The sequence below is a fragment of the Luteimonas sp. MC1825 genome (genome assembly GCF_014764385.1).
In the GTDB taxonomy this organism is placed as follows: domain Bacteria; phylum Pseudomonadota; class Gammaproteobacteria; order Xanthomonadales; family Xanthomonadaceae; genus Luteimonas.
The window spans coordinates 1-17,356 of sequence record NZ_CP061714.1 but is presented as its reverse complement, the minus strand read 5'-3'; the positions used below and the strand labels follow the sequence as shown (position 1 = coordinate 17,356).

17 protein-coding genes are annotated in these 17,356 nt (G+C 69.2%); 5 read left to right on the top strand and 12 right to left on the bottom strand.

The features are described from left to right. Positions 1 to 39 precede the first annotated feature (39 nt). Together IDM46_RS00085 and IDM46_RS00080 are read left to right on the top strand one after the other, a co-directional pair. Positions 40 to 1,092: a class 1 fructose-bisphosphatase gene (locus tag IDM46_RS00085; protein ID WP_185116067.1), complete on the top strand. Its 1,053-nt coding sequence runs from the start codon at positions 40 to 42 to the stop codon at positions 1,090 to 1,092. A gap of 24 nt (positions 1,093 to 1,116) precedes the next feature. Then, a complete protein-coding gene (locus IDM46_RS00080) occupies positions 1,117 to 1,824 on the top strand; it encodes a 2OG-Fe(II) oxygenase (protein WP_185116066.1) in 708 nt (235 codons plus the stop codon). A 15-nt stretch (positions 1,825 to 1,839) separates the two neighbouring features. Here the strand turns inward: IDM46_RS00080 and IDM46_RS00075 are convergent, their stop codons facing one another. Continuing rightward, a complete protein-coding gene (locus IDM46_RS00075) occupies positions 1,840 to 2,280 on the bottom strand; it encodes a response regulator (protein ID WP_185116065.1) in 441 nt (146 codons plus the stop codon). Further along, a complete protein-coding gene (locus IDM46_RS00070) occupies positions 2,277 to 3,143 on the bottom strand; it encodes an ATP-binding protein (protein WP_185116064.1) in 867 nt (288 codons plus the stop codon). The genes IDM46_RS00075 and IDM46_RS00070 overlap by 4 nt, the downstream gene beginning before the upstream one ends. Before the next feature lie 151 nt (positions 3,144 to 3,294). On the opposite strand from IDM46_RS00070, the gene cls reads away from it, so the two are divergent. The 3 genes from cls (at position 3,295) to IDM46_RS00055 (ending at position 5,892) form a co-directional block, all read left to right on the top strand. After that, positions 3,295 to 4,740 (top strand): cardiolipin synthase, encoded by a 1,446-nt coding sequence (cls, locus tag IDM46_RS00065; protein ID WP_185116063.1) that lies wholly within the window; start codon positions 3,295 to 3,297, stop codon positions 4,738 to 4,740. 106 nt (positions 4,741 to 4,846) lie between these two features. Further along, entirely contained in the window at positions 4,847 to 5,125 is a 279-nt protein-coding gene (locus IDM46_RS00060) for a hypothetical protein (RefSeq protein WP_182823998.1), read from the top strand. Positions 5,126 to 5,136: 11 nt separating this feature from the next. Further along, positions 5,137 to 5,892 (top strand): pyridoxine 5'-phosphate synthase, encoded by a 756-nt coding sequence (locus tag IDM46_RS00055; protein WP_182824000.1) that lies wholly within the window; start codon positions 5,137 to 5,139, stop codon positions 5,890 to 5,892. A 92-nt stretch (positions 5,893 to 5,984) separates the two neighbouring features. Here IDM46_RS00055 and IDM46_RS00050 read toward each other — a convergent pair whose 3' ends face one another. The 10 genes from IDM46_RS00050 to dnaA form a co-directional block, all read right to left on the bottom strand. Then, positions 5,985 to 6,398, bottom strand: coding sequence for a biopolymer transporter ExbD (locus IDM46_RS00050; RefSeq protein WP_182824002.1), 414 nt, complete (start codon positions 6,396 to 6,398; stop codon positions 5,985 to 5,987). Between the two features lie 15 nt (positions 6,399 to 6,413). Further along, positions 6,414 to 6,839, bottom strand: a complete 426-nt coding sequence (locus IDM46_RS00045) for a biopolymer transporter ExbD (RefSeq protein ID WP_182824004.1) — start codon at positions 6,837 to 6,839, stop codon at positions 6,414 to 6,416. A gap of 26 nt (positions 6,840 to 6,865) precedes the next feature. After that, complete coding sequence (locus IDM46_RS00040) at positions 6,866 to 7,612, bottom strand: MotA/TolQ/ExbB proton channel family protein (RefSeq protein WP_182824005.1); 747 nt, start codon at positions 7,610 to 7,612, stop codon at positions 6,866 to 6,868. Positions 7,613 to 7,712: 100 nt separating this feature from the next. Further along, the gene (locus tag IDM46_RS00035; RefSeq protein WP_182824007.1) at positions 7,713 to 8,378 is read right to left on the bottom strand and encodes an energy transducer TonB; all 666 of its coding nucleotides are present in this window, start codon (positions 8,376 to 8,378) and stop codon (positions 7,713 to 7,715) included. 142 nt (positions 8,379 to 8,520) lie between these two features. Further along, the gene (locus tag IDM46_RS00030; RefSeq protein ID WP_185116062.1) at positions 8,521 to 9,708 is read right to left on the bottom strand and encodes a tetratricopeptide repeat protein; all 1,188 of its coding nucleotides are present in this window, start codon (positions 9,706 to 9,708) and stop codon (positions 8,521 to 8,523) included. 121 nt (positions 9,709 to 9,829) lie between these two features. After that, complete coding sequence (locus IDM46_RS00025) at positions 9,830 to 10,651, bottom strand: M48 family metallopeptidase (RefSeq protein ID WP_182824011.1); 822 nt, start codon at positions 10,649 to 10,651, stop codon at positions 9,830 to 9,832. Positions 10,652 to 10,731: 80 nt separating this feature from the next. Beyond that, the gene (gene gyrB / locus IDM46_RS00020) at positions 10,732 to 13,179 is read right to left on the bottom strand and encodes a DNA topoisomerase (ATP-hydrolyzing) subunit B (protein ID WP_185116061.1); all 2,448 of its coding nucleotides are present in this window, start codon (positions 13,177 to 13,179) and stop codon (positions 10,732 to 10,734) included. Between the two features lie 221 nt (positions 13,180 to 13,400). After that, a complete protein-coding gene (gene recF / locus IDM46_RS00015) occupies positions 13,401 to 14,474 on the bottom strand; it encodes a DNA replication/repair protein RecF (protein WP_223878085.1) in 1,074 nt (357 codons plus the stop codon). 85 nt (positions 14,475 to 14,559) lie between these two features. Then, a complete protein-coding gene (gene dnaN, locus IDM46_RS00010; protein WP_182824017.1) occupies positions 14,560 to 15,660 on the bottom strand; it encodes a DNA polymerase III subunit beta in 1,101 nt (366 codons plus the stop codon). A gap of 258 nt (positions 15,661 to 15,918) precedes the next feature. Further along, a complete protein-coding gene (gene dnaA, locus IDM46_RS00005; protein WP_185116059.1) occupies positions 15,919 to 17,238 on the bottom strand; it encodes a chromosomal replication initiator protein DnaA in 1,320 nt (439 codons plus the stop codon). Between the last annotated feature and the right edge of the window lie 118 nt (positions 17,239 to 17,356).

Below are 17,356 nucleotides of genomic sequence, written 5' to 3'. Positions count from 1 at the left end.
GAGACAATGTCCCCCTCTCCAAACATCCACAGGCTCGCGATGTCCGGTCCCGTTTCCCTCACCCGCCACCTCATCGAGGCGCAGCGCGCCGGGCACATCGAGCCCGACCTGCGGCTGTTGATCGAAGTCGTGGCGCGTGCCTGCAAGTCGATCTCGGTGGCGGTCGGGCGCGGCGCGCTCGGCGGCGTGCTGGGCGATGCGGTCTCGGCCGCCGGCGGCGACAGCGTCAACGTGCAGGGCGAGGCGCAGAAGAAGCTCGACGTGCTGTCCAACGAGATCCTGCTCGAGGCCAACGCCTGGGGCGGGCACCTGGCGGCCTGTGCATCGGAAGAGATGGAGCACTGCCAGCCCATCCCGGATGCCTACCCGCGCGGCGCCTACCTGCTGCTGTTCGATCCGCTCGACGGCTCCAGCAACATCGACGTCAACGTGTCGGTGGGCACCATTTTTTCGGTGCTGCGCTGCCCGGAAAACGTGGACACCGTCGGCGACGAGCACTTCCTGCAGCCCGGCACCGCGCAGGTCGCGGCCGGCTACTGCGTGTACGGCCCGCAGACCACCCTGGTGCTGACCATCGGCCAAGGCACGCATGCGTTCACGCTGGACCGCGAGCAGGGCGCGTTCGTGCTGACCCGCAGCGACATCCGCATCCCGGACGAGACCCGCGAGTTCGCCATCAACATGTCCAACCAGCGCCACTGGGAGCCGGCCATGCAGGGCTACGTCAGCGAGCTGCTGGCCGGCCGCGAAGGCCCGCGCGGCAAGGACTTCAACATGCGCTGGGTGGCCTCGATGGTCGCCGACGTGCACCGCATCCTGACCCGCGGCGGCATCTTCATCTATCCCTGGGACCGCAAGGACCCGGGCAAGCCCGGCAAGCTCAGGCTGATGTACGAGGCCAACCCGATGGCGATGCTGGTGGAGCAGGCCGGCGGCGCCGCGACCGACGGCCGCGGCCGCATCCTCGACATCGCGCCGACCACCCTGCACCAGCGCGTGCCGGTGTTCCTCGGGTCGAAGGCCGAGGTCGAGGTGGCGACGCGCCAGCATTGCGAGCACGACGCCGCGCACGCGGGCGCGACCACCGCATGACCGCCGCGACCCTGTAAGCGCCACATGGCCGCGACCCGAGACTTCATCGAGGTCACCGCAGGCGCGCTGGATGCCGCGACCTGCGCGGCGATCGTGGAACGCATCCACGCCAGCGACGCGCTGCAGCCGGGGCGCGTCGGCAGCGGCGTGTTCCCCGAGTTGAAGAAGAGCCGCGACATCGCGCTCGCCGGGCGTCCGGACTGGGCCGATGTCGAGCAGGCGCTCAATGTGGCGGTGTACGGTGGCCTGCTCGCGTACCTGCGGCAATACCCGCAGGCGCTGATCGCGCCGCTGATGCTGCAGCAGCCGGGTGCCGATGGCGCCCTGCGCCGGCTTGCAGCCGACGACATCACGGCGATGGACGATGCGGCGCTGGGCCGGCTGGCGATGACCTGCCTGCGCCCGGGCAGCGTGAACCTGCAGTGGTACCGCGCCGACGAGGGCGGCTATCCCTACTGGCACTGCGAGCTGTATCCGCGCGACGCGCCGTGCGAAACCCTGCACCGCCACCTGCTGTGGACGCTCTACCTCAACGACGGATTCAGCGCAGGCGAGACCGAATTCCTGTTCCAGGAACGCAAGGTGGCACCGCGCACCGGCGACCTGCTGATCGCGCCGACCGCGTTCACCCACACCCATCGCGGCAACCGCCCGGCGGGCGGCGACAAGTTCATCGCCACCAGCTGGATCCTGTTCCAGCGCGCCGAAACGCTGTTCCCCGCCGGCGCCTAGCGCCGCAGCGCCTGCTCACTGCGGCTCGCGGCCGTGGTTGAGCACCAGCCAGTACAGCCCGACCTGCTTCACCGCCCACACGAACTGGCCGAAATCCACCGGCTTGCGGATGTAGCTGTTGGCGCCGAGCGCGTAACTCGCTTCGACGTCGAACGGTTCCCCGCTGGTGGTGAGCACCACCACAGGCAGGCTGCGCGTGCGCTCGTGGCTGCGGATCGCCTGCAGCACCTCGCGGCCGTCGACCTTGGGCAGGTTGAGGTCGAGCAGCACGATCGACGGCAGGTCGTCGGGATCGCGGTCAGCATGCGCGCCGCGTGCGAACAGGTAGTCGAGCGCCGCGGCGCCATCGGTGACCACGGTGAGTGCGTTGGCGATGTTGGCTTCGGCGAACGCGATGCGCGTCAGTTCGACGTCGTCCGGGTTGTCCTCCACCAGCAGGATCGGGCGGGTGCTCACGGCGGGTTCCCCTGCCCGCCCTCCGGCGTGCCGACGCCACTGCCGCCGCGTGGCAGCGTCACCTGGAACGTGCAGCCTTCGCCGGCCACGGCGTCCGCGCTGATGGTCGCGCCGTGCCGTTCGGCGATGCGTTGCGCGATCGCCAGCCCCAGCCCGTGGCCCGCGCCCTCGTCCGCGCCGTGCAGGCGCTGGAACGGCTCGAAGATGCGTTCGCCACGCGCGGGATCGAAGCCGCTGCCGTGGTCGCGCACCGAGATGCGCACGTCGTCGCCCACGTTGACCGCCGTCACCGCCACATGCACCCGGTCGCGGCCGCGCGAAAACTTCCAGGCATTGTCCAGCAGCTGTTCGAGCAGCAGCTTGAGCTGGCGCTCGTCGCCGCGCACGACGATGCCGGGCTGCACGTGGAGTTCGACCGCGCGCGCAGGGTCGGCATCCTGCAATTCGGCCAGCGTCCACTCCGCGAGCAGGCTGGCATCCACGTCGACGATGTTCAGCGGCGCGCGCGCGGCGCGCGACAGCGCCAGCAGCCCGTCGATCAGGGTGGACATGCGCGCGGCGGCGGCGCGCACGCGGGCGAGATGGTCGCGGGCGGTGGCATCCAGGCCGGCACTTGCATGCTGCTCCAGCAGCGCCGCGAAGCCTTCCACCGCGCGCAGTGGCGCGCGCAGGTCATGCGAGACGCCGTGCGAAAGCAGTTCGAGATCGCGCTGCGTGGCCGCGAGTTCCAGGCGGCAGGCCGCCAGCTGCTGCGCAAGATCGGAATCCGGCGCGGGCGCGCGGTCGTGCGGGTCCGCGGCGGGCATCGCGCCGGCCACGGTGCCGGTGCACGCGGACCGGTTGTGCGGGAGTGGCTGCGGCATGTGCATACGGTAGCAAGCCGCGCCGTGGACGAGGCGTATAGATCCGGTGAATGCCAAGCCCCCGGGGACGCGCGTGGCGCGCGGCTTGCGCTCGCGGCGCTTGCCGCTAGCCTGACGCACGGGCGCCGCCGCGGCGCGATGGGGGCATGGCATGTTGGACTGGTTGCGGGACGCCTGGCAGGCGCTGCTCGCCATTCCCCACCTCGGGCTCTACCTGGGCGTGGCCTGGCTGGCGTACCTGGTGGTGCTGGGAGGCTGGATCATCCTGCAGAAGCGCGAGCCCGTGGCCACGTTGAGCTGGCTGCTGGGGCTGGCGCTGCTGCCCTACCTCGGCCTGCTGGTCTACCACGTGTTCGGGCCGCAGCGGATCCACCGTCATCGCCTGCGCCGCGCCAGGAGCCGCGGCAACGTGACGCATGGCGACGTCGACGCCGGCCATGCCGACGGCGTGGAACTGGTGCGGCTGTCGCAGGCCACCACCGGCCTGCCGCCATCGTCCGCCCGCGACGTGCGCCTGCTGGTCGACGGCGCCGCGAAGTACAGCGCCCTGCTCGCCGACATCGCCGCGGCGCGCCGGCACGTGCACCTCGAGTACTACATCTACGAACCCGACCACACCGGTGCCGCGCTGCGCGATGCACTGGCCGAGCGCGCGCGCGCCGGCGTGGCGGTGCGCCTGCTGGTGGATGCGGTGGGCTCCGGAGGCGCGCGCCGCTTCTTCCAGCCGCTGCTCGACGCCGGTGGCGAAGTGGCGTGGTTCCATCCGATGCGCCTCGGCCAGTTCTGGCGGCGGCCCTGGGCCAACCTGCGCACGCACCGCAAGATCGTGGTGATCGATGGCCGCATCGCCTACACCGGCGGCATGAACATCAGCGACGCCCAGGACGAGCGCCGCGGCGCGGACGCCTACCGCGACCTGCACCTCAGGCTGGAAGGCGACGTGGTGCGCGTGCTGCAGCTGGTGTTCGCCGAGGACTGGACCTATGCCACCGGCAGCCGCGACTTCCTGTCCGACGTCGCGCGTGAAACCCCGCATGAATCCGCGCCCGGCCCGATCCGCGCCCAGGTGCTGACCTCGGGCCCGGACTCGCCGTGGGAGGCGATCCACCGCCTGCACGTCGCCACCATCCACGCCGCGCGCAAGCGGGTGTGGATGACCACCCCGTACTTCGTGCCCGGCGAGGCGGCGATGATGGCGCTCACTTCCGCCGCCATGGCCGGGCTGGACGTGCGCCTGCTGGTGCCGCGCGAGAGCGACTCCAAGCTGGTCACGCTGGCCGCGCGCTCCTACTTCGGCGCGCTGCTGATGGCGGGGGTGAAGGTCCACGAGTACGGCCCGCGCCTGCTGCACAGCAAGACGCTGCTGGTCGACGACGACTTGGCGATCATCGGCAGCGCCAACTTCGACCACCGCAGCTTCCGGCTGAACTTCGAGGTGTCGGTGCTGTTCGACGACCCCGCGATCGCGGCTGAACTCGCTGCGCTGATCGAGGGCGAGATGGCAAGCGCGCCGCGCGTGCATCGTGGCCGGACCCGGTCGCTGCTCGGGGCGCGCATGCCCGAGGCGCTGGCGCGGCTGCTGTCGCCCCTGCTGTGATACCGCGACCGGCGGCGGCACGGGTCGCCCGGACGGCGCGCCGACGCGATGGCGGCGCGCGCGCCTGCGGTTAGACTGCGGCCATTGTCCCTGGCGGAGCCTGTCCATGCCCTGGTTGTTCCTGCTGCTGGCCGTGGCCGCGTTCGCCATGGCGCTCAACACCGCGTCGATGGCGCTGGCCGTGGCCTGCCTGCTGGCCGCGCTGGGTCTTGTGGTCGCTTGGGTGCTGGGCCTGCTGGCCCAGCGCGTGGGCAACCAGGCCCGCGACGACAGCATGATGCTCGACCCGGTCGAGCTGCGCCGACTGCGCGAGGAAGCCGAGGCGCGGCGCGTGGTCGCCGCCCAGGCGCAGCCGGGCGACGCGCCGGAATCGACCGGCGCCTGAGCCCGCCGCGCATGACCCTGCTCAGCGTGAACCTCAACAAGGTCGCCGTGCTGCGCAACTCGCGCGGCGGTGACCAGCCCGACATGCTGCGCGCCGCCCGCGCCTGCCTCGATGCCGGTGCCCACGGGCTGACCCTGCATCCGCGTCCCGATGCGCGCCATGCGCGCAGCGACGACGTGATGGCGCTCGCCACGCTGGCGGCCGAGCGCGGGGTGGAACTGAACCTCGAAGGCAATCCCTTCGCGGCGCCGCGGCCCGGCTATCCCGGCTTCGTGGCGCTGTGCCGCGCGGCGCGCCCGGCGCAGGCGACCCTGGTGCCCGACGACGACGGCCAGCTGACCTCCGACCACGGCTTCGACTTCGTGCGCGACGGCGAGCGCCTGCGTCCGCTGGTCGCCGAATTGAAGGCGCTGGGCTGCCGCGTGAGCCTGTTCGCCGATGCCAGCTGCGATGTCGAGGCGGCGGCGGCCACAGGGGCGGACCGCATCGAGCTGTACACCGGTCCGTTTGCCGATGCCCATGCCGCCGGCGACGCCAGCGCGGCGCTGGCCACCTGTGCCGGCACCTCGCGGCGCGCGCAGGCCGCCGGACTCGGCGTGAATGCCGGCCACGATCTCAGCCAGGACAACCTGGGGGATTTCCTGGCGGCAGTACCTGGGGTCCAGGAGGTGTCGATCGGCCACGCGCTGATCGGCGAGGCATTGCATGACGGGCTGGGGACGACCGTCGCGCGCTACCTGGCGATCCTGGACGCGGCCGGCGCCTGACATAAAAACGCCGCCCTTGCGGGCGGCGCGAAAACAGCAAGCGTCTCTCCCGACCGGCGCGCTGCAGGCGACGCCGGAGGGTCTTGGGTGGTTCAGTTCCTGACGAAACCGATCTTCAGCATCTGCGCGTTCTTGGCCTCGGCCAGCACCTTGGCCAGCGTGCCGTAGTCGGCGTCCTCGTTGACGTCGATCTCGAGCGTGGGCTGGTTGGACGGATCGCGCTCGACTTCAGCCTGCATCATGTTGCGCAGGGCCGAGGTCGGCGTGGGACTGTCGTTCCAGTACACCTGGCCCGACGCGTCGATCCGCAGGCGGATCGGCGGCGGCGGATCCACCGGGTTCACCGGCGGATTCAACGAGGGCTGCGGCAGGTCGATGTCGATCGGGTACGACAGCTGCGGCGCGGTGACCATGAAGATGATGAGCAGCACCAGCATCACGTCGCAGAGCGGGATGATGTTGATGTCGGCCATCGGGCCGTCACCGGAATTGGACGAAAAAGCCATGTGACTAACTCCGGATCAGTTGCTTTCGCGGGTGGCGACGAAGCCGACCTTGCGCATGCCCTGGGCCTGCGCGATGCCGACGACCTGCTTCACCACGCCGTACTTCGTGGTCTTGTCGCCGCGGACATTGACCGGCGGCTGCGGGGTCTTCTGTGCCTCGACCGACAGTGCGCTTTCGAGCAGCTGCAGGGTGACCGGCTGGTCGTTGAGGAAGATCTCGCCGTCTTCGGTGACCGCGATGGTGATCGGCGGAGCCGGCGGTGCCGTCTCCGGCCGCTCATCCAGGTTCGCCTGTGGCAGCTCGACCTGGACCTTGTGGGCCATGAGTGGTGCCGTGACCATGAAGATGATCAACAGCACCAGCATCACGTCGACCAGCGGCACGATGTTGATCGTGGCGTTGACCTTGTCATGGCCGCTACCGCTTGAACTGTAAGCCATGTCGGGACTCCCTCAATACCTGGCGATCAGCGCTTCTGCTCGCCGACGCGCGAGCCGGTGGCGAAGAAGTCGTGCAGGTCGTGCGCGAAGGTGTCGAGCTTGTTGTTCGTCGAGCGGTTCAGGCGCACGAAGAAGTTGTAGCCAAGCACGGCCGGGATCGCGACGCCCAGGCCCAGCGCGGTCATGATCAGCGCCTCGCCGACCGGACCGGCAACCGCGCCGATGTCGGCCTGGCCGCTGGCGCCGATGCGGATCAGGGCGCGGTAGATGCCCCACACGGTGCCGAGCAGGCCGACGAACGGCGCGGTCGAACCGACGGTGGCGAGCACGGTCAGGCCGGCCTCGAGCTTCAGCGACTCGCGGGTCACGCCCTGGCGCAGCGCGCGGTCGACGAACTCGGAGCGGTTGAGCGACTCGACCAGGCGCGAACCTTCGTGGCGCTGGTGGTGCGCCGCGGCCAGGGCGGCGTCAAGCGCGACCTTGGAGAAGGGCTCGCTCTTGCGCTGCTCTTCCATGTGGCGGATCGCGTCCTGCGCGTTCGGGGTTTCCCAGAACGACTGGATCACGTTGTCCGAGGACGCACGCAGGCGCGCGTTCTTGATGGCGTTGAAGATGATCCAGTAGATGGACATGGCCGACATGACGACCAGGGTGATGAGCACCACCCAGCCGACTGCGTCCATATGCTGGACCATGTCCGCGAAACCCATCTGCTGGAGCGCAGCGGCGTTGCTGCCGCCGGAGGCCGGGATGTTCGAAGTTTCCTGCAGCATGACGCTTACCTTCTAGATGTTGTGATTTGGATAGTTTGGATCGGTTATAGCCGGTAGAGCGATGGAACAGCGTGAGGCGCGGCCGGGGCCGCGACCCGGGTCAGAGCACGAAATCAACCGGGACGCGCACTCGGCCCGAGGTGGCGACGCCATTGACGATTTCCGGGTTGAAGCGCCACTTGCGCGCGGCGTCCACCGCGGCACGGTCCAGGTCGCGGTTGCGGCTGGATTTCTCGACCGACACGTTGGTGACGTTGCCGTTGGCATCGACGTCGACGATCAGGATGACCTGGCCCGTCACGCCGGCACGCAGCGCCGCCGGCGGGTACTTCGGCGGATTCATGCTCTTCGACGACGGGTCCACGCTGGCGCCGATCGACGGCGTGGGCGCGGGCGGCGCAGGCGGGGCGGGCGGCGGCGCGGGCACGTCGATCGGCGACGGGTCGTCGAAGATCACCGGCGGCTGTTCCGGCGGCGGCGGCAGCGGCGACGGCGACGGCGGCACCAGCTCCTTGATGGGCTTGGGCTCGGGCGGCTGTTCCGGCGGCGGCGGCGGCGGCGGGGGCGGCGGCGGCGGCTCGATGATCACCACGCGCGTGACCTCTTCGGCCTCCGCTTCGGCACCGGGCGGATTGACCGGCGCCAGCAGCAGCAGGACGGCCGCGGCGTGCAGCGCGACAACCATGGTGAAACCGGTGATCCGTGCCCAGTTCAGGCCCTCGTCCTGGTCGTCGTTCCGGTTCGAGGTCGTGGAGGCTTGCGTCATGCGGGGAACTCAAGTCTGGCCGGGCAGGAAGCGCCCCGAATATTGTCGTATCCGCGCCGCTTGTTCGGCGCGGGAATTTCCAAGCTTATACCAATCGTGGCTGCCAGTACCAACCCGGCCAGCACGTGATCGGAGGTGCGCCTCAGCGCTTCAACAGCGCCCGCGCTTCCTCAGGGCGCTTGACGCCCTTGTCCAGCGCCTTCTGCGCGGCATCCTTGGATTCGGCGCTGCGGCCTTCATTGGCCAGCACCTTGGCGAGGTTGAGCCAGGTTTCGCCATCGGCGGCAAGCGGCGCGGCCTTCTGGTAAGCCTTGATCGCCTCGCCGTACTGGTCGCTGAAATAGTACGCCTGCGCCAGTGCGTTGTAGGTCTGGTGGTCGGGCTTGAGGATCTGCTTGTCCAGGCCCTCGGTGATCACCCCGGCGGCTTCGCGCTCCTTGCCCTCGCTGTTGAGGTATAGCGCCATCAGGTTGCGGTAGTCGCGCTCCTCGGTGAGTTCACCGGCCTTGCGCAGGCGCTCGTAGACCTCGATGGCGCGCGGTGTGTCGTCGGACTGCAGGTAGATGTTGGCGAGGTTGAGCTGGGCACGCCTGTCGCCGGGTGACTGGGCGGCCACCTGCTCGGCAAGCTGCGCGGCTTCGGCGGGACGGCCCGCCTCCGCGTATGACGCCATCAACAGCTGGACCCAGTCGGGCCGTGCCTGCGGGTTGCCATCGATCACCGGCTTCAGCGCCGCGATCGCCTCGTCGTAACGCTCGAGGCGATACAGCGAATTGCCGCGGATCACGTGGTACTCGGGATTGGTGGTCTTTGTTTCGGCGATCACGCGGTCGAGGGTGACGAGGGCACCGGCGTAGTCGTCTTCCTGCAGCTGCAGCTGGGCAAGCATGACCAGGGAGCCGTAGTGGTCGTTGTTCTTCAGGCCGTTCGCCTCGACCGCCTTGCGCAGGTAGTCCTTGGCGCGCTCGGTGTCGGTATCCACGTAGAGGTCGGCCATCAGGCGCATCACGATGGCGCGCTCGTACGCGTTGGCTTTGGGATTGGCGATGATCTCCGCGGCGATGGGCTCGGCGGCGGCCACGTCCCCTGCCTCGTGGGCTTCGGAAATCTTGTTGATCCTCGCGCCGATGCGCTGGCTGGCGCCGAGTTCCGGTTCAACGCGGGTGGCTTCGGGGAACTGCGCGGCGGGCTTGGCGGCCTCCGCCTTCGCAGCTTCGGCGCGCGCGCGGCGCTCGCTGCTGCGCTGCGCGTTGGCGTCGCCAACCGTCATGACGAGCAGGGCGGCGGCGATCGCCGTGGTCAGCAGGCGGCTGGAGTTGGAAACGGACATCGGGAACACCCTTCAGGTTGAGGCTGCCGGATGACGCGGGCGCCTTGGTACAAACGGGTCGGCAAAGCTAACAGAAGAATATGACAGCCGCGAGCGTCCGGAGGTCCACTGGCAGCGGCGCTCAGCCGCAGGCTGGACGACGCCCGGCGCTGCGCGCCTGCTCCCAGGTGGGCACCAGGCCGACGGCGCGCGACTGCAGCTCGCCGATGCGGGCGCTGGGGTCCGGATGGGTCGACAGCCACTGCGGTGCGCGACCGCCGCCGCTGGCCGACATCATGTTCTGCCACAGGTTGACCGCCTGGCGGGGATCGAAGCCGGCCTTGGCCATGAGCTGCTGGCCGACCACGTCGGCCTCGCTTTCCTGCACCCGCGAACCGGGCAGCAGGAACGCGGTCTGCAGCGCGGCACCGCCGAGCTGGTTGGTGGTCTGGCTGGCACCCTCGCCGTAGCGCGAACCGAGCACCGCGCCGACCACGCCGAGGCCGGCCTGCGCCCCCATCTGCCGGGTGATGCGCTCGTCGTGGTGGTGGGCCACGACGTGCCCGACCTCATGCGCGATCACCGCGGCCAGCTGGTCTTGGGTCTTTGCGACCGTGAAGATGCCGGTGTACACGCCCACCTTGCCGCCGGGGAGCGCGAAGGCGTTGGGGTTGTTATCCACGAACACCGCGGACTCCCAGCCGATGCGCTGCTGGTCGGCCGGCAGCTCACGCACTATGGCATTCACCACGCAGCTTACATAGCGCTTCTGCGCGGCGTCGGTGGACTGCCGGAGCTGCGCCTTCTGCTCGGCGAAGGCCTGCGCGCCCATGGCGTCGAGCTGCGTCTGGGACACGGCGCCGACGTACTGGGTGCGCCCGGTCGGCGAGGTCGTGGTGGCACAGGCCGCCGTGAGGCAGGCGATGGCGACAGCGGTGGCGGCAGTGATCGGCGAGGTCCGCATGGGGAGTTCCTTGAATGGGTCATGCGGTTGTAGACCGGCTTGCCTGAAGGCGGCGTCAACTCCCCCGCGGGCCTGCACACTCACACGTCGAGGTTGGTGGCGCGCAGGGCGTTGTCCTCGATGAACGCGCGCCTGGGCTCCACCACGTCGCCCATCAGGGTGCTCAGGATCTGGTCGGCGGCGACCGCGTCCTCGATGCGCACCTGCAGCAGCCGGCGGGTCTCCGGGTTGACCGTGGTTTCCCACAGCTGCTCCGGGTTCATCTCGCCGAGGCCCTTGAAGCGCTGGATCTGGCGGCCCTTCTTGGCCTCGTCGAGCAGCCAGGCCTGCGCCTGGGCAAAGCTCGACACCGCCTGGGTGCGGTTGCCACGGACGATCTGCGCGCCTTCGCGCACCAGGCCGTTGAGCAGCGCCGCGGCGTCGCGCAGGGCGCGCAGCTCGCCGCCCTCGAAGGCCGAGAACGGCAGCACCTGCACGTTTTCCAGGCCCATGTGCCGGCGCGTGACCAGCAGCGCCGCCGGCCGCTCCTCGTCGCCAGCCTGGAATTCCAGCGCGTAGCGCGGCTGGCCCAGCCCGCCACGATTGAGCCGCGCCTCGAGCACGTCGAGCTCGTGGCGCTCGTCGGTGTTCTCGGCCAGGCGCTCGGCGTCAAGCGGGGTGTAGTCGATCAGCGCCTCGAGCACGTTGGGGTCGTAGCGGTGGGTGTTGCGGACGATGGTCTCGCGCGCGCCGGCAAACGCCAGCAGCAGCTTCTCCAGCGCCATGCCCTCGACGGCGGGCTCGCCGGTGGCGGGCACCAGCGAGGCGCCTTCCACGGCGTTGCCGGCGAGGTAGGCGTCGAGCGCCGCATCGTCCTTCAGGTACAGCTCGGTCTTGCCCTGCTTGATCTTGTACAGCGGGGGCAGGCCGATGTAGATGTGCCCGCGCTCGATCAGCTCCGGCATCTGCCGGTAGAAGAAGGTCAGCAGCAGCGTGCGGATGTGCGAGCCATCGACGTCGGCGTCGGTCATCAGGATGATGCGGTGGTAGCGCAGCTTGTCCGGGTTGTACTCGTCCTTGCCGATGCCGGTGCCGAGCGCGGTGATCAGCGTGCCGACCTCGGCCGAGGCGAGCATGCGGTCGAAGCGCGCCCGCTCGACGTTGAGGATCTTGCCCTTGAGCGGCAGGATCGCCTGGGTCTTGCGGTTGCGGCCCTGCTTGGCGGAGCCACCGGCCGAGTCACCCTCGACGATGAACAGTTCGCTGAGCGCCGGATCCTTTTCCTGGCAGTCGGCGAGCTTGCCGGGCAGGCCGGCGATGTCCAGCGCGCCCTTGCGGCGCGTCAGGTCGCGCGCCTTGCGCGCAGCCTCGCGGGCGCGGGCGGCATCGACAATCTTGCCGGCGATGGCCTTGGCCTCGGCGGGGTTTTCCTGGAGGAATTCCTCGAGCTTGGCGCCGAAGGTGTGCTCCACCACCGGGCGCACGTCGGAGCTGACCAGCTTTTCCTTGGTCTGCGACGAGAAGCTCGGATCAGGCACCTTCACCGACAGCACCGCGATCATGCCTTCGCGCATGTCGTCGCCCGACAGGCTGACCTTGGCCTGCCTGGCGATGCCGTTCTGCTCGATGTAGTTGGTCAGCGTGCGCGTGAGCGCGGCGCGGAAGCCGATCAGGTGGGTGCCGCCATCCTTCTGCGGGATGTTGTTGGTGAAGCAGAACATCGTTTCCTGGTAGCTGTCGGTCCACTGCAGCGCGACGTCCACGGTGATGCCGTTTTCCTCGCCGGTGACCGAGATCACCTTGGGGTGCAGCGGCGTCTTGAGCTGCGCCAGGTGCTCGACGAAGGAACGGATGCCGCCCTCGTACTCGAACACGTCGCGGCGCGGCTCGCCGCGCTCGTCGGCCAGGGTGATCTTGACCCCGGAGTTGAGGAACGACAGCTCGCGCAGGCGGCGGGCGAGGATTTCGTAATGGAACTCGACGTCGCTGAAGATGTCGACCGCCGGCCGGAAGCGCAGCAGCGTGCCGCGGCGCTGGGTGGCCTCCATCTGCTTGAGCCGGTACAGCGGCTCGCCCAGTGCGTATTCCTGGCGGTAGTGGAACCCGTCGCGCCAGATGTCGAGGCCGAGGTGCTCGGACAGGGCATTGACCACCGACACGCCCACGCCATGCAGGCCGCCGGAGACCTTGTAGCTGTTGTCGTCGAACTTACCGCCGGCGTGCAGCACGGTCATGATGACCTCGGCCGCAGACACACCCTCTTCCTTGTGGATGTCCACCGGGATGCCGCGGCCGTTGTCGGACACCGACACCGAGCGGTCCTCGTGGATGGTCACCACGATGTCGTCGGCGTGGCCGGCCAGCGCCTCGTCGATCGCGTTGTCGACCACCTCGAACACCATGTGGTGCAGGCCGGTGCCGTCATGGACGTCGCCGATATACATGCCCGGGCGCTTGCGGACGGCCTCGAGGCCGCGCAGCACGGTGATCTTGCTGGAGTCGTAGCTGCTGGCGCCGCTATCGGGGGTACTGACGGTCTGGTCGGTCATCGAATGCTTCTGGCCCTTCGGGATGCCCCACCCGTGCCTGCCGCGACCATGCCGCGGGAGACACATTACTTATAGGGGCGTGAGGCGGCCATTATACCAGTTCATGGCGGTTGGCAAGGATTGCGGGGCCTGCGGCCGCCCAAGCCACAGGAGAAGCACTCGGGGGCGTGGCGGCGCTGGGCCAGCACGGCCCGCTTGAGGGACCTTGGTGCTGCAATGCATCAATCCGCGCGCCGGACCGCCCCGTGTTCCACGTGGAACACCGTCGCCCCGACCGCCGGAAGCGCGACCAGGTCCACGCCGGTGACGAACACCTGAGCAGGCGTCGTGTCGAGCACCGCAAGCACCCGTTGCCGGTGCTCCGCGTCCAGTTCCGACGCCAGGTCGTCCAGTGCGATGACCGGCCAGCCACCACGCTCGGCGGCGCAATCGCTGGCCTGTGCGAACAGGCAGGCCAGCGCGGCCAGCTTGGCCTGCCCACGCGAGAGCGCCTCGCGTTCGGGCTTGGTGGCCAGGTGCAGACGCCAGTCGGCGCGGTGCGGGCCGACCGTGGTGTGGCCCAGCGTGCGGTCGCGGTCTTGGGCCACGGCCAGCGCGTCGGCGAGCGACAGGCTGCTGCGTCGCCATCCCGGCTCGAACTCGAGCGCCATCCGGCCGAGGCCGGGCGCGAGTTGCGCGGCCACCGGTTCCAGGCGCTCCTGCAGGCGCTCCAGATATCCCGCCCTGCGCCGAGTGAGTTCCTCGCCGGCCGTGCCCAGCTCCAGGTCCCAGGCCGCCAATTGTGCCGGACCCGCCCCGGCCTTGAGCAGGGCATTGCGCTGCTTCAGCCCACGCGCGTAGCGGCGCCACACCGGCAGGAAGTCCTGTTCCACGTGGAACAAACCCCAGTCGACAAAGCGCCGCCGCGGCTCGCCGCCACCCGACACCAGCGCATGACTGCCCGGCTCGAACGCCACCACCATTAATGCCGACAGCAGTTGGCCAAGATGGGCCACCTTTTCGCCGTCCAGACGCGCTTCCCAGCTGGAACCGCTGTGCCGCAGCCCGGCCTTGTGCGGCACGGGAGTATCGCCTGCCCCCACCGACTCCCACTCGGCGAACACCTCCAGCGCATCCGCGCCGGTGCGCACCAGGCCGTCACGCACGCGGCCACGGAAGCTGCGGCCGTAGGCCAGCAGGTGCAGGCCCTCGAGCACGCTGGTCTTGCCGGCGCCGTTGGCCCCGACCAGCACGTTCAGGCCGGGCCCGGGCAGCAGGGCGACATCCTGCAGGTTGCGCACGTTGCGCAGCTCCAGCCGGGTCAGGTGCACGGCGGGCGTGCCGGAAAAGCAGAACGCCCGGACCAGGCCGGGCGTTCGTGTTCCACGTGGAACCTGTCGTTCACAGCCGCAGCGGCATCACGACATGGCGGGAGCGCTCGTTGGCGGCCTCGCGCACCAGCGCCGAGGAGTTGGCATCGCGCAGCGCGATGACCACGGTCTCGTCGCGCAGCGCGCCCAGGGCATCGAGCAGGTAGTTCACGTTGAAGCCCACCGCCAGTCCGTCGACCACGGTGTCGGCCTCGACTTCTTCCTGGGCCTCTTCCTGCTCCGGGTTGTGCGCATTGATCTTCAGCTGGCCCGGCGACACTTCGAGGCGCACGCCACGGTACTTCTCGTTGGACAGGATGGCGGCCCGCTGCAGCGCGGCACGCAGCACTTCGCGGTCGATGCGCACCTCGCGGTCGGCGCCGATCGGAATCACGGCCTCGTAATCCGGGAAGCGGCCATCGATGAGCTTGCTGGTGAAGGTCACATCGTCGCGTTTGACGCGGATGTGGTTGCGGCCCATCTCCAGCTCGAGCACGCGGTCGCCGCCTTCCAGCAGGCGCTGCAGCTCGGTCACGCCCTTGCGCGGCACGATGATCTGGCGCTTGGACTGCACGCTGTCTTCGAGCGCGGCTTCGCACAGCGCAAGGCGGTGGCCGTCGGTGGCCACGCAGCGCAAGCGCTGCTCGGCGAGGTCGAACAGCAGGCCGTTGAGGTAATAGCGCACGTCCTGCTGCGCCATCGCGAACGAGGTGCGCTCGATCAACTCCTTGAGCGCCGCCTCGGGGACGTTGACGCGCTCGGTGGCCTCGACCTCGTCGATCGACGGGAAATCGTTGGCGGGCAGGCTGGCCAGGGTGAAGCGGCTGCGTCCCGCCTGCACGGTGACCTTGTCGCCGGACTGCGAGACGGTGACCTTGCTGCCGTCGGGCAGGGCGCGAACGATGTCGAACAGCTTGCGCGCCGGGATGGTGATCTCGCCGTCCTGGGCGTCGTCGACCGCGCAGCGCGCCACCATCTCGACCTCCAGGTCGGTACCGGTCAGCGACAGCTGGCTGCCGGTGACCACGACCAGCAGGTTGGCCAGGACGGGCAGGGTCTGGCGACGCTCCACGACGTTGACGACCTGGGCCAGGGGCTTGAGGAAAGCTTCTCGCTGCAGACTGAAACGCATGCCGTGGTGTCCCCTTGGCTCTTAGCTGTTAAACAGGATAAATAACAAAAAGCGGTGGTGGTGGAGTCAGGAAAATCTGTTGAAAACCTGCGCAATTACCTGATTTACAACATGTTTCCGCCGCTACAACTCCTGTGTGAAACCCCGCCGGGTCTGCGCACAAGCTGTGGACAGTTTTAGGAGCGTTTCCCCCGACGCAAACTGTCCACAGCTTGTCCCCGGTCCGTACAGCGGTTGGCGGGATGCTGCGCCGGCCGCCTATTCATTCAATTTGCGGATGAGTTTGTCCCAATCCTCGCGCAGCTTGCCGTCGGTCTGCGCCAGGGTGCGGATCTGGCGGCAGGCATGCAGCACGGTGGTGTGGTCACGACCCCCGAACGCGTCGCCGATCTCGGGCAGGCTGTGCTCGGTGAGTTCCTTGGCCAGCGCCATCGCCATCTGGCGGGGGCGGGCCAGCGAACGCGTCCGCTTCTTGCCCAGCAGGTCCTTCATCTGCAACGCATAGTAGTCTGCCACGGTCTTCTGGATGTTGGCGATGCTGACCGAGGCCTGCTGGGCGCGCAGCAGGTCGCGCAGGGTCTCGAGCGCGAACTCCTGGGTGATGGCGCGGCCGGTGAAGTTGGCCTGGGCGGTAAGCGTATTGAGCGCGCCTTCCAGGTCGCGCACGTTGGACGGCATCCGCTTGGCCAGCAGGAACGCCACGTCCTCGGGGATGTGGACGCCACGCTCGCGTGCCTTGGCCAGCACGATCGCCGCGCGGGTCTCGAAGTCGGGTGGATCGATGCCCACCGGCAAGCCCCAGGCCAGGCGCGACTTCAGCCGCGGCTCCAGGCCCTCGACCTCACGTGGGAACCGGTCGCAGGTCATGATGATCTGCTGCCGGCCCTCGAACAGCGCGTTGAAGGTGTGGAAGAACTCCTCCTGCGTGCGGTCCTTGCCGGCGAAGAACTGGATGTCGTCGATCAGCAGCGCGTCGAGCTGCTGGAACTGGCGCTTGAACTGGTCCGCGGTACGTTCCTGCAGCGAGCGGAAGAACGCGCTGTAGAAGTCGTTGGAGCGCATGTACAGCACGCGCGCGCCGGGGTTGTTGCGGCGCATCTCGTTGCCCGCGGCGAACATCAGGTGGGTCTTGCCCAGGCCCGTGCCGCCGTACAGCAGCAGCGGGTTGTGGGCGCGGTCGCCGGGCTTCTGCGCGGCCTGCCACGCGGCGGCGCGGGCGAGCTGGTTGCTGCGGCCTTCCACGAAGTTGTCGAAGGTGAACTGGTTGTCGAGGTTGCCGTGGAAGGCGAGGTCGGCGGCGGACACCGCCGGTGCCACCACTGCCCGCGCCGGCTCGGCGGCACGCGGCAGCGAGCCGATCTCCAGCGACACCTCGCCGCCGCCGCCGAAATGCCCCAGCAGCTCGCGGATGCGGACCATGTAGCGGTCGCGGACCTCGTCGCGCACGAAGGCGTTGGGCGCATACAGCACGGTGGAGTCGGCGCGGCGCGCCGCCTGCAGCGGCCGCAGCCAGGTGTGGACGTCTTCGGCCGGGAATTCGGCTTCCAGGCGTTCGAGGCAGCGGGGCCAGGCTTCCATGTGCGGGTTCGACATACCGACGGCAGGGCCGCCGACACCGTGGTCAGGCCACGTGCGGCGGGGGCGAAAGGGGAACGCGCAGCCTATCACCGCGCACCCGACCATGTGCGCCGCGGCA

What these genes read in the sequence shown, in the direction of transcription:
- dnaA (WP_185116059.1), bottom strand. Translation starts at nt 17,238, where the DNA reads ATGGAAGCCTGGCCCCGCTGCCTCGAACGCCTGGAAGCCGAATTCCCG.
- IDM46_RS00070 (WP_185116064.1), bottom strand. Translation starts at nt 3,143, where the DNA reads ATGCCGCAGCCACTCCCGCACAACCGGTCCGCGTGCACCGGCACCGTG.
- IDM46_RS00025 (WP_182824011.1), bottom strand. Translation starts at nt 10,651, where the DNA reads ATGCGGACCTCGCCGATCACTGCCGCCACCGCTGTCGCCATCGCCTGC.
- IDM46_RS00035 (WP_182824007.1), bottom strand. Translation starts at nt 8,378, where the DNA reads ATGACGCAAGCCTCCACGACCTCGAACCGGAACGACGACCAGGACGAG.
- IDM46_RS00030 (WP_185116062.1), bottom strand. Translation starts at nt 9,708, where the DNA reads ATGTCCGTTTCCAACTCCAGCCGCCTGCTGACCACGGCGATCGCCGCC.
- gyrB (WP_185116061.1), bottom strand. Translation starts at nt 13,179, where the DNA reads ATGACCGACCAGACCGTCAGTACCCCCGATAGCGGCGCCAGCAGCTAC.
- IDM46_RS00060 (WP_182823998.1), top strand. Translation starts at nt 4,847, where the DNA reads ATGCCCTGGTTGTTCCTGCTGCTGGCCGTGGCCGCGTTCGCCATGGCG.
- dnaN (WP_182824017.1), bottom strand. Translation starts at nt 15,660, where the DNA reads ATGCGTTTCAGTCTGCAGCGAGAAGCTTTCCTCAAGCCCCTGGCCCAG.
- IDM46_RS00085 (WP_185116067.1), top strand. Translation starts at nt 40, where the DNA reads ATGTCCGGTCCCGTTTCCCTCACCCGCCACCTCATCGAGGCGCAGCGC.
- IDM46_RS00050 (WP_182824002.1), bottom strand. Translation starts at nt 6,398, where the DNA reads ATGGCTTTTTCGTCCAATTCCGGTGACGGCCCGATGGCCGACATCAAC.
- IDM46_RS00055 (WP_182824000.1), top strand. Translation starts at nt 5,137, where the DNA reads ATGACCCTGCTCAGCGTGAACCTCAACAAGGTCGCCGTGCTGCGCAAC.
- IDM46_RS00080 (WP_185116066.1), top strand. Translation starts at nt 1,117, where the DNA reads ATGGCCGCGACCCGAGACTTCATCGAGGTCACCGCAGGCGCGCTGGAT.
- IDM46_RS00040 (WP_182824005.1), bottom strand. Translation starts at nt 7,612, where the DNA reads ATGCTGCAGGAAACTTCGAACATCCCGGCCTCCGGCGGCAGCAACGCC.
- cls (WP_185116063.1), top strand. Translation starts at nt 3,295, where the DNA reads ATGTTGGACTGGTTGCGGGACGCCTGGCAGGCGCTGCTCGCCATTCCC.
- IDM46_RS00045 (WP_182824004.1), bottom strand. Translation starts at nt 6,839, where the DNA reads ATGGCTTACAGTTCAAGCGGTAGCGGCCATGACAAGGTCAACGCCACG.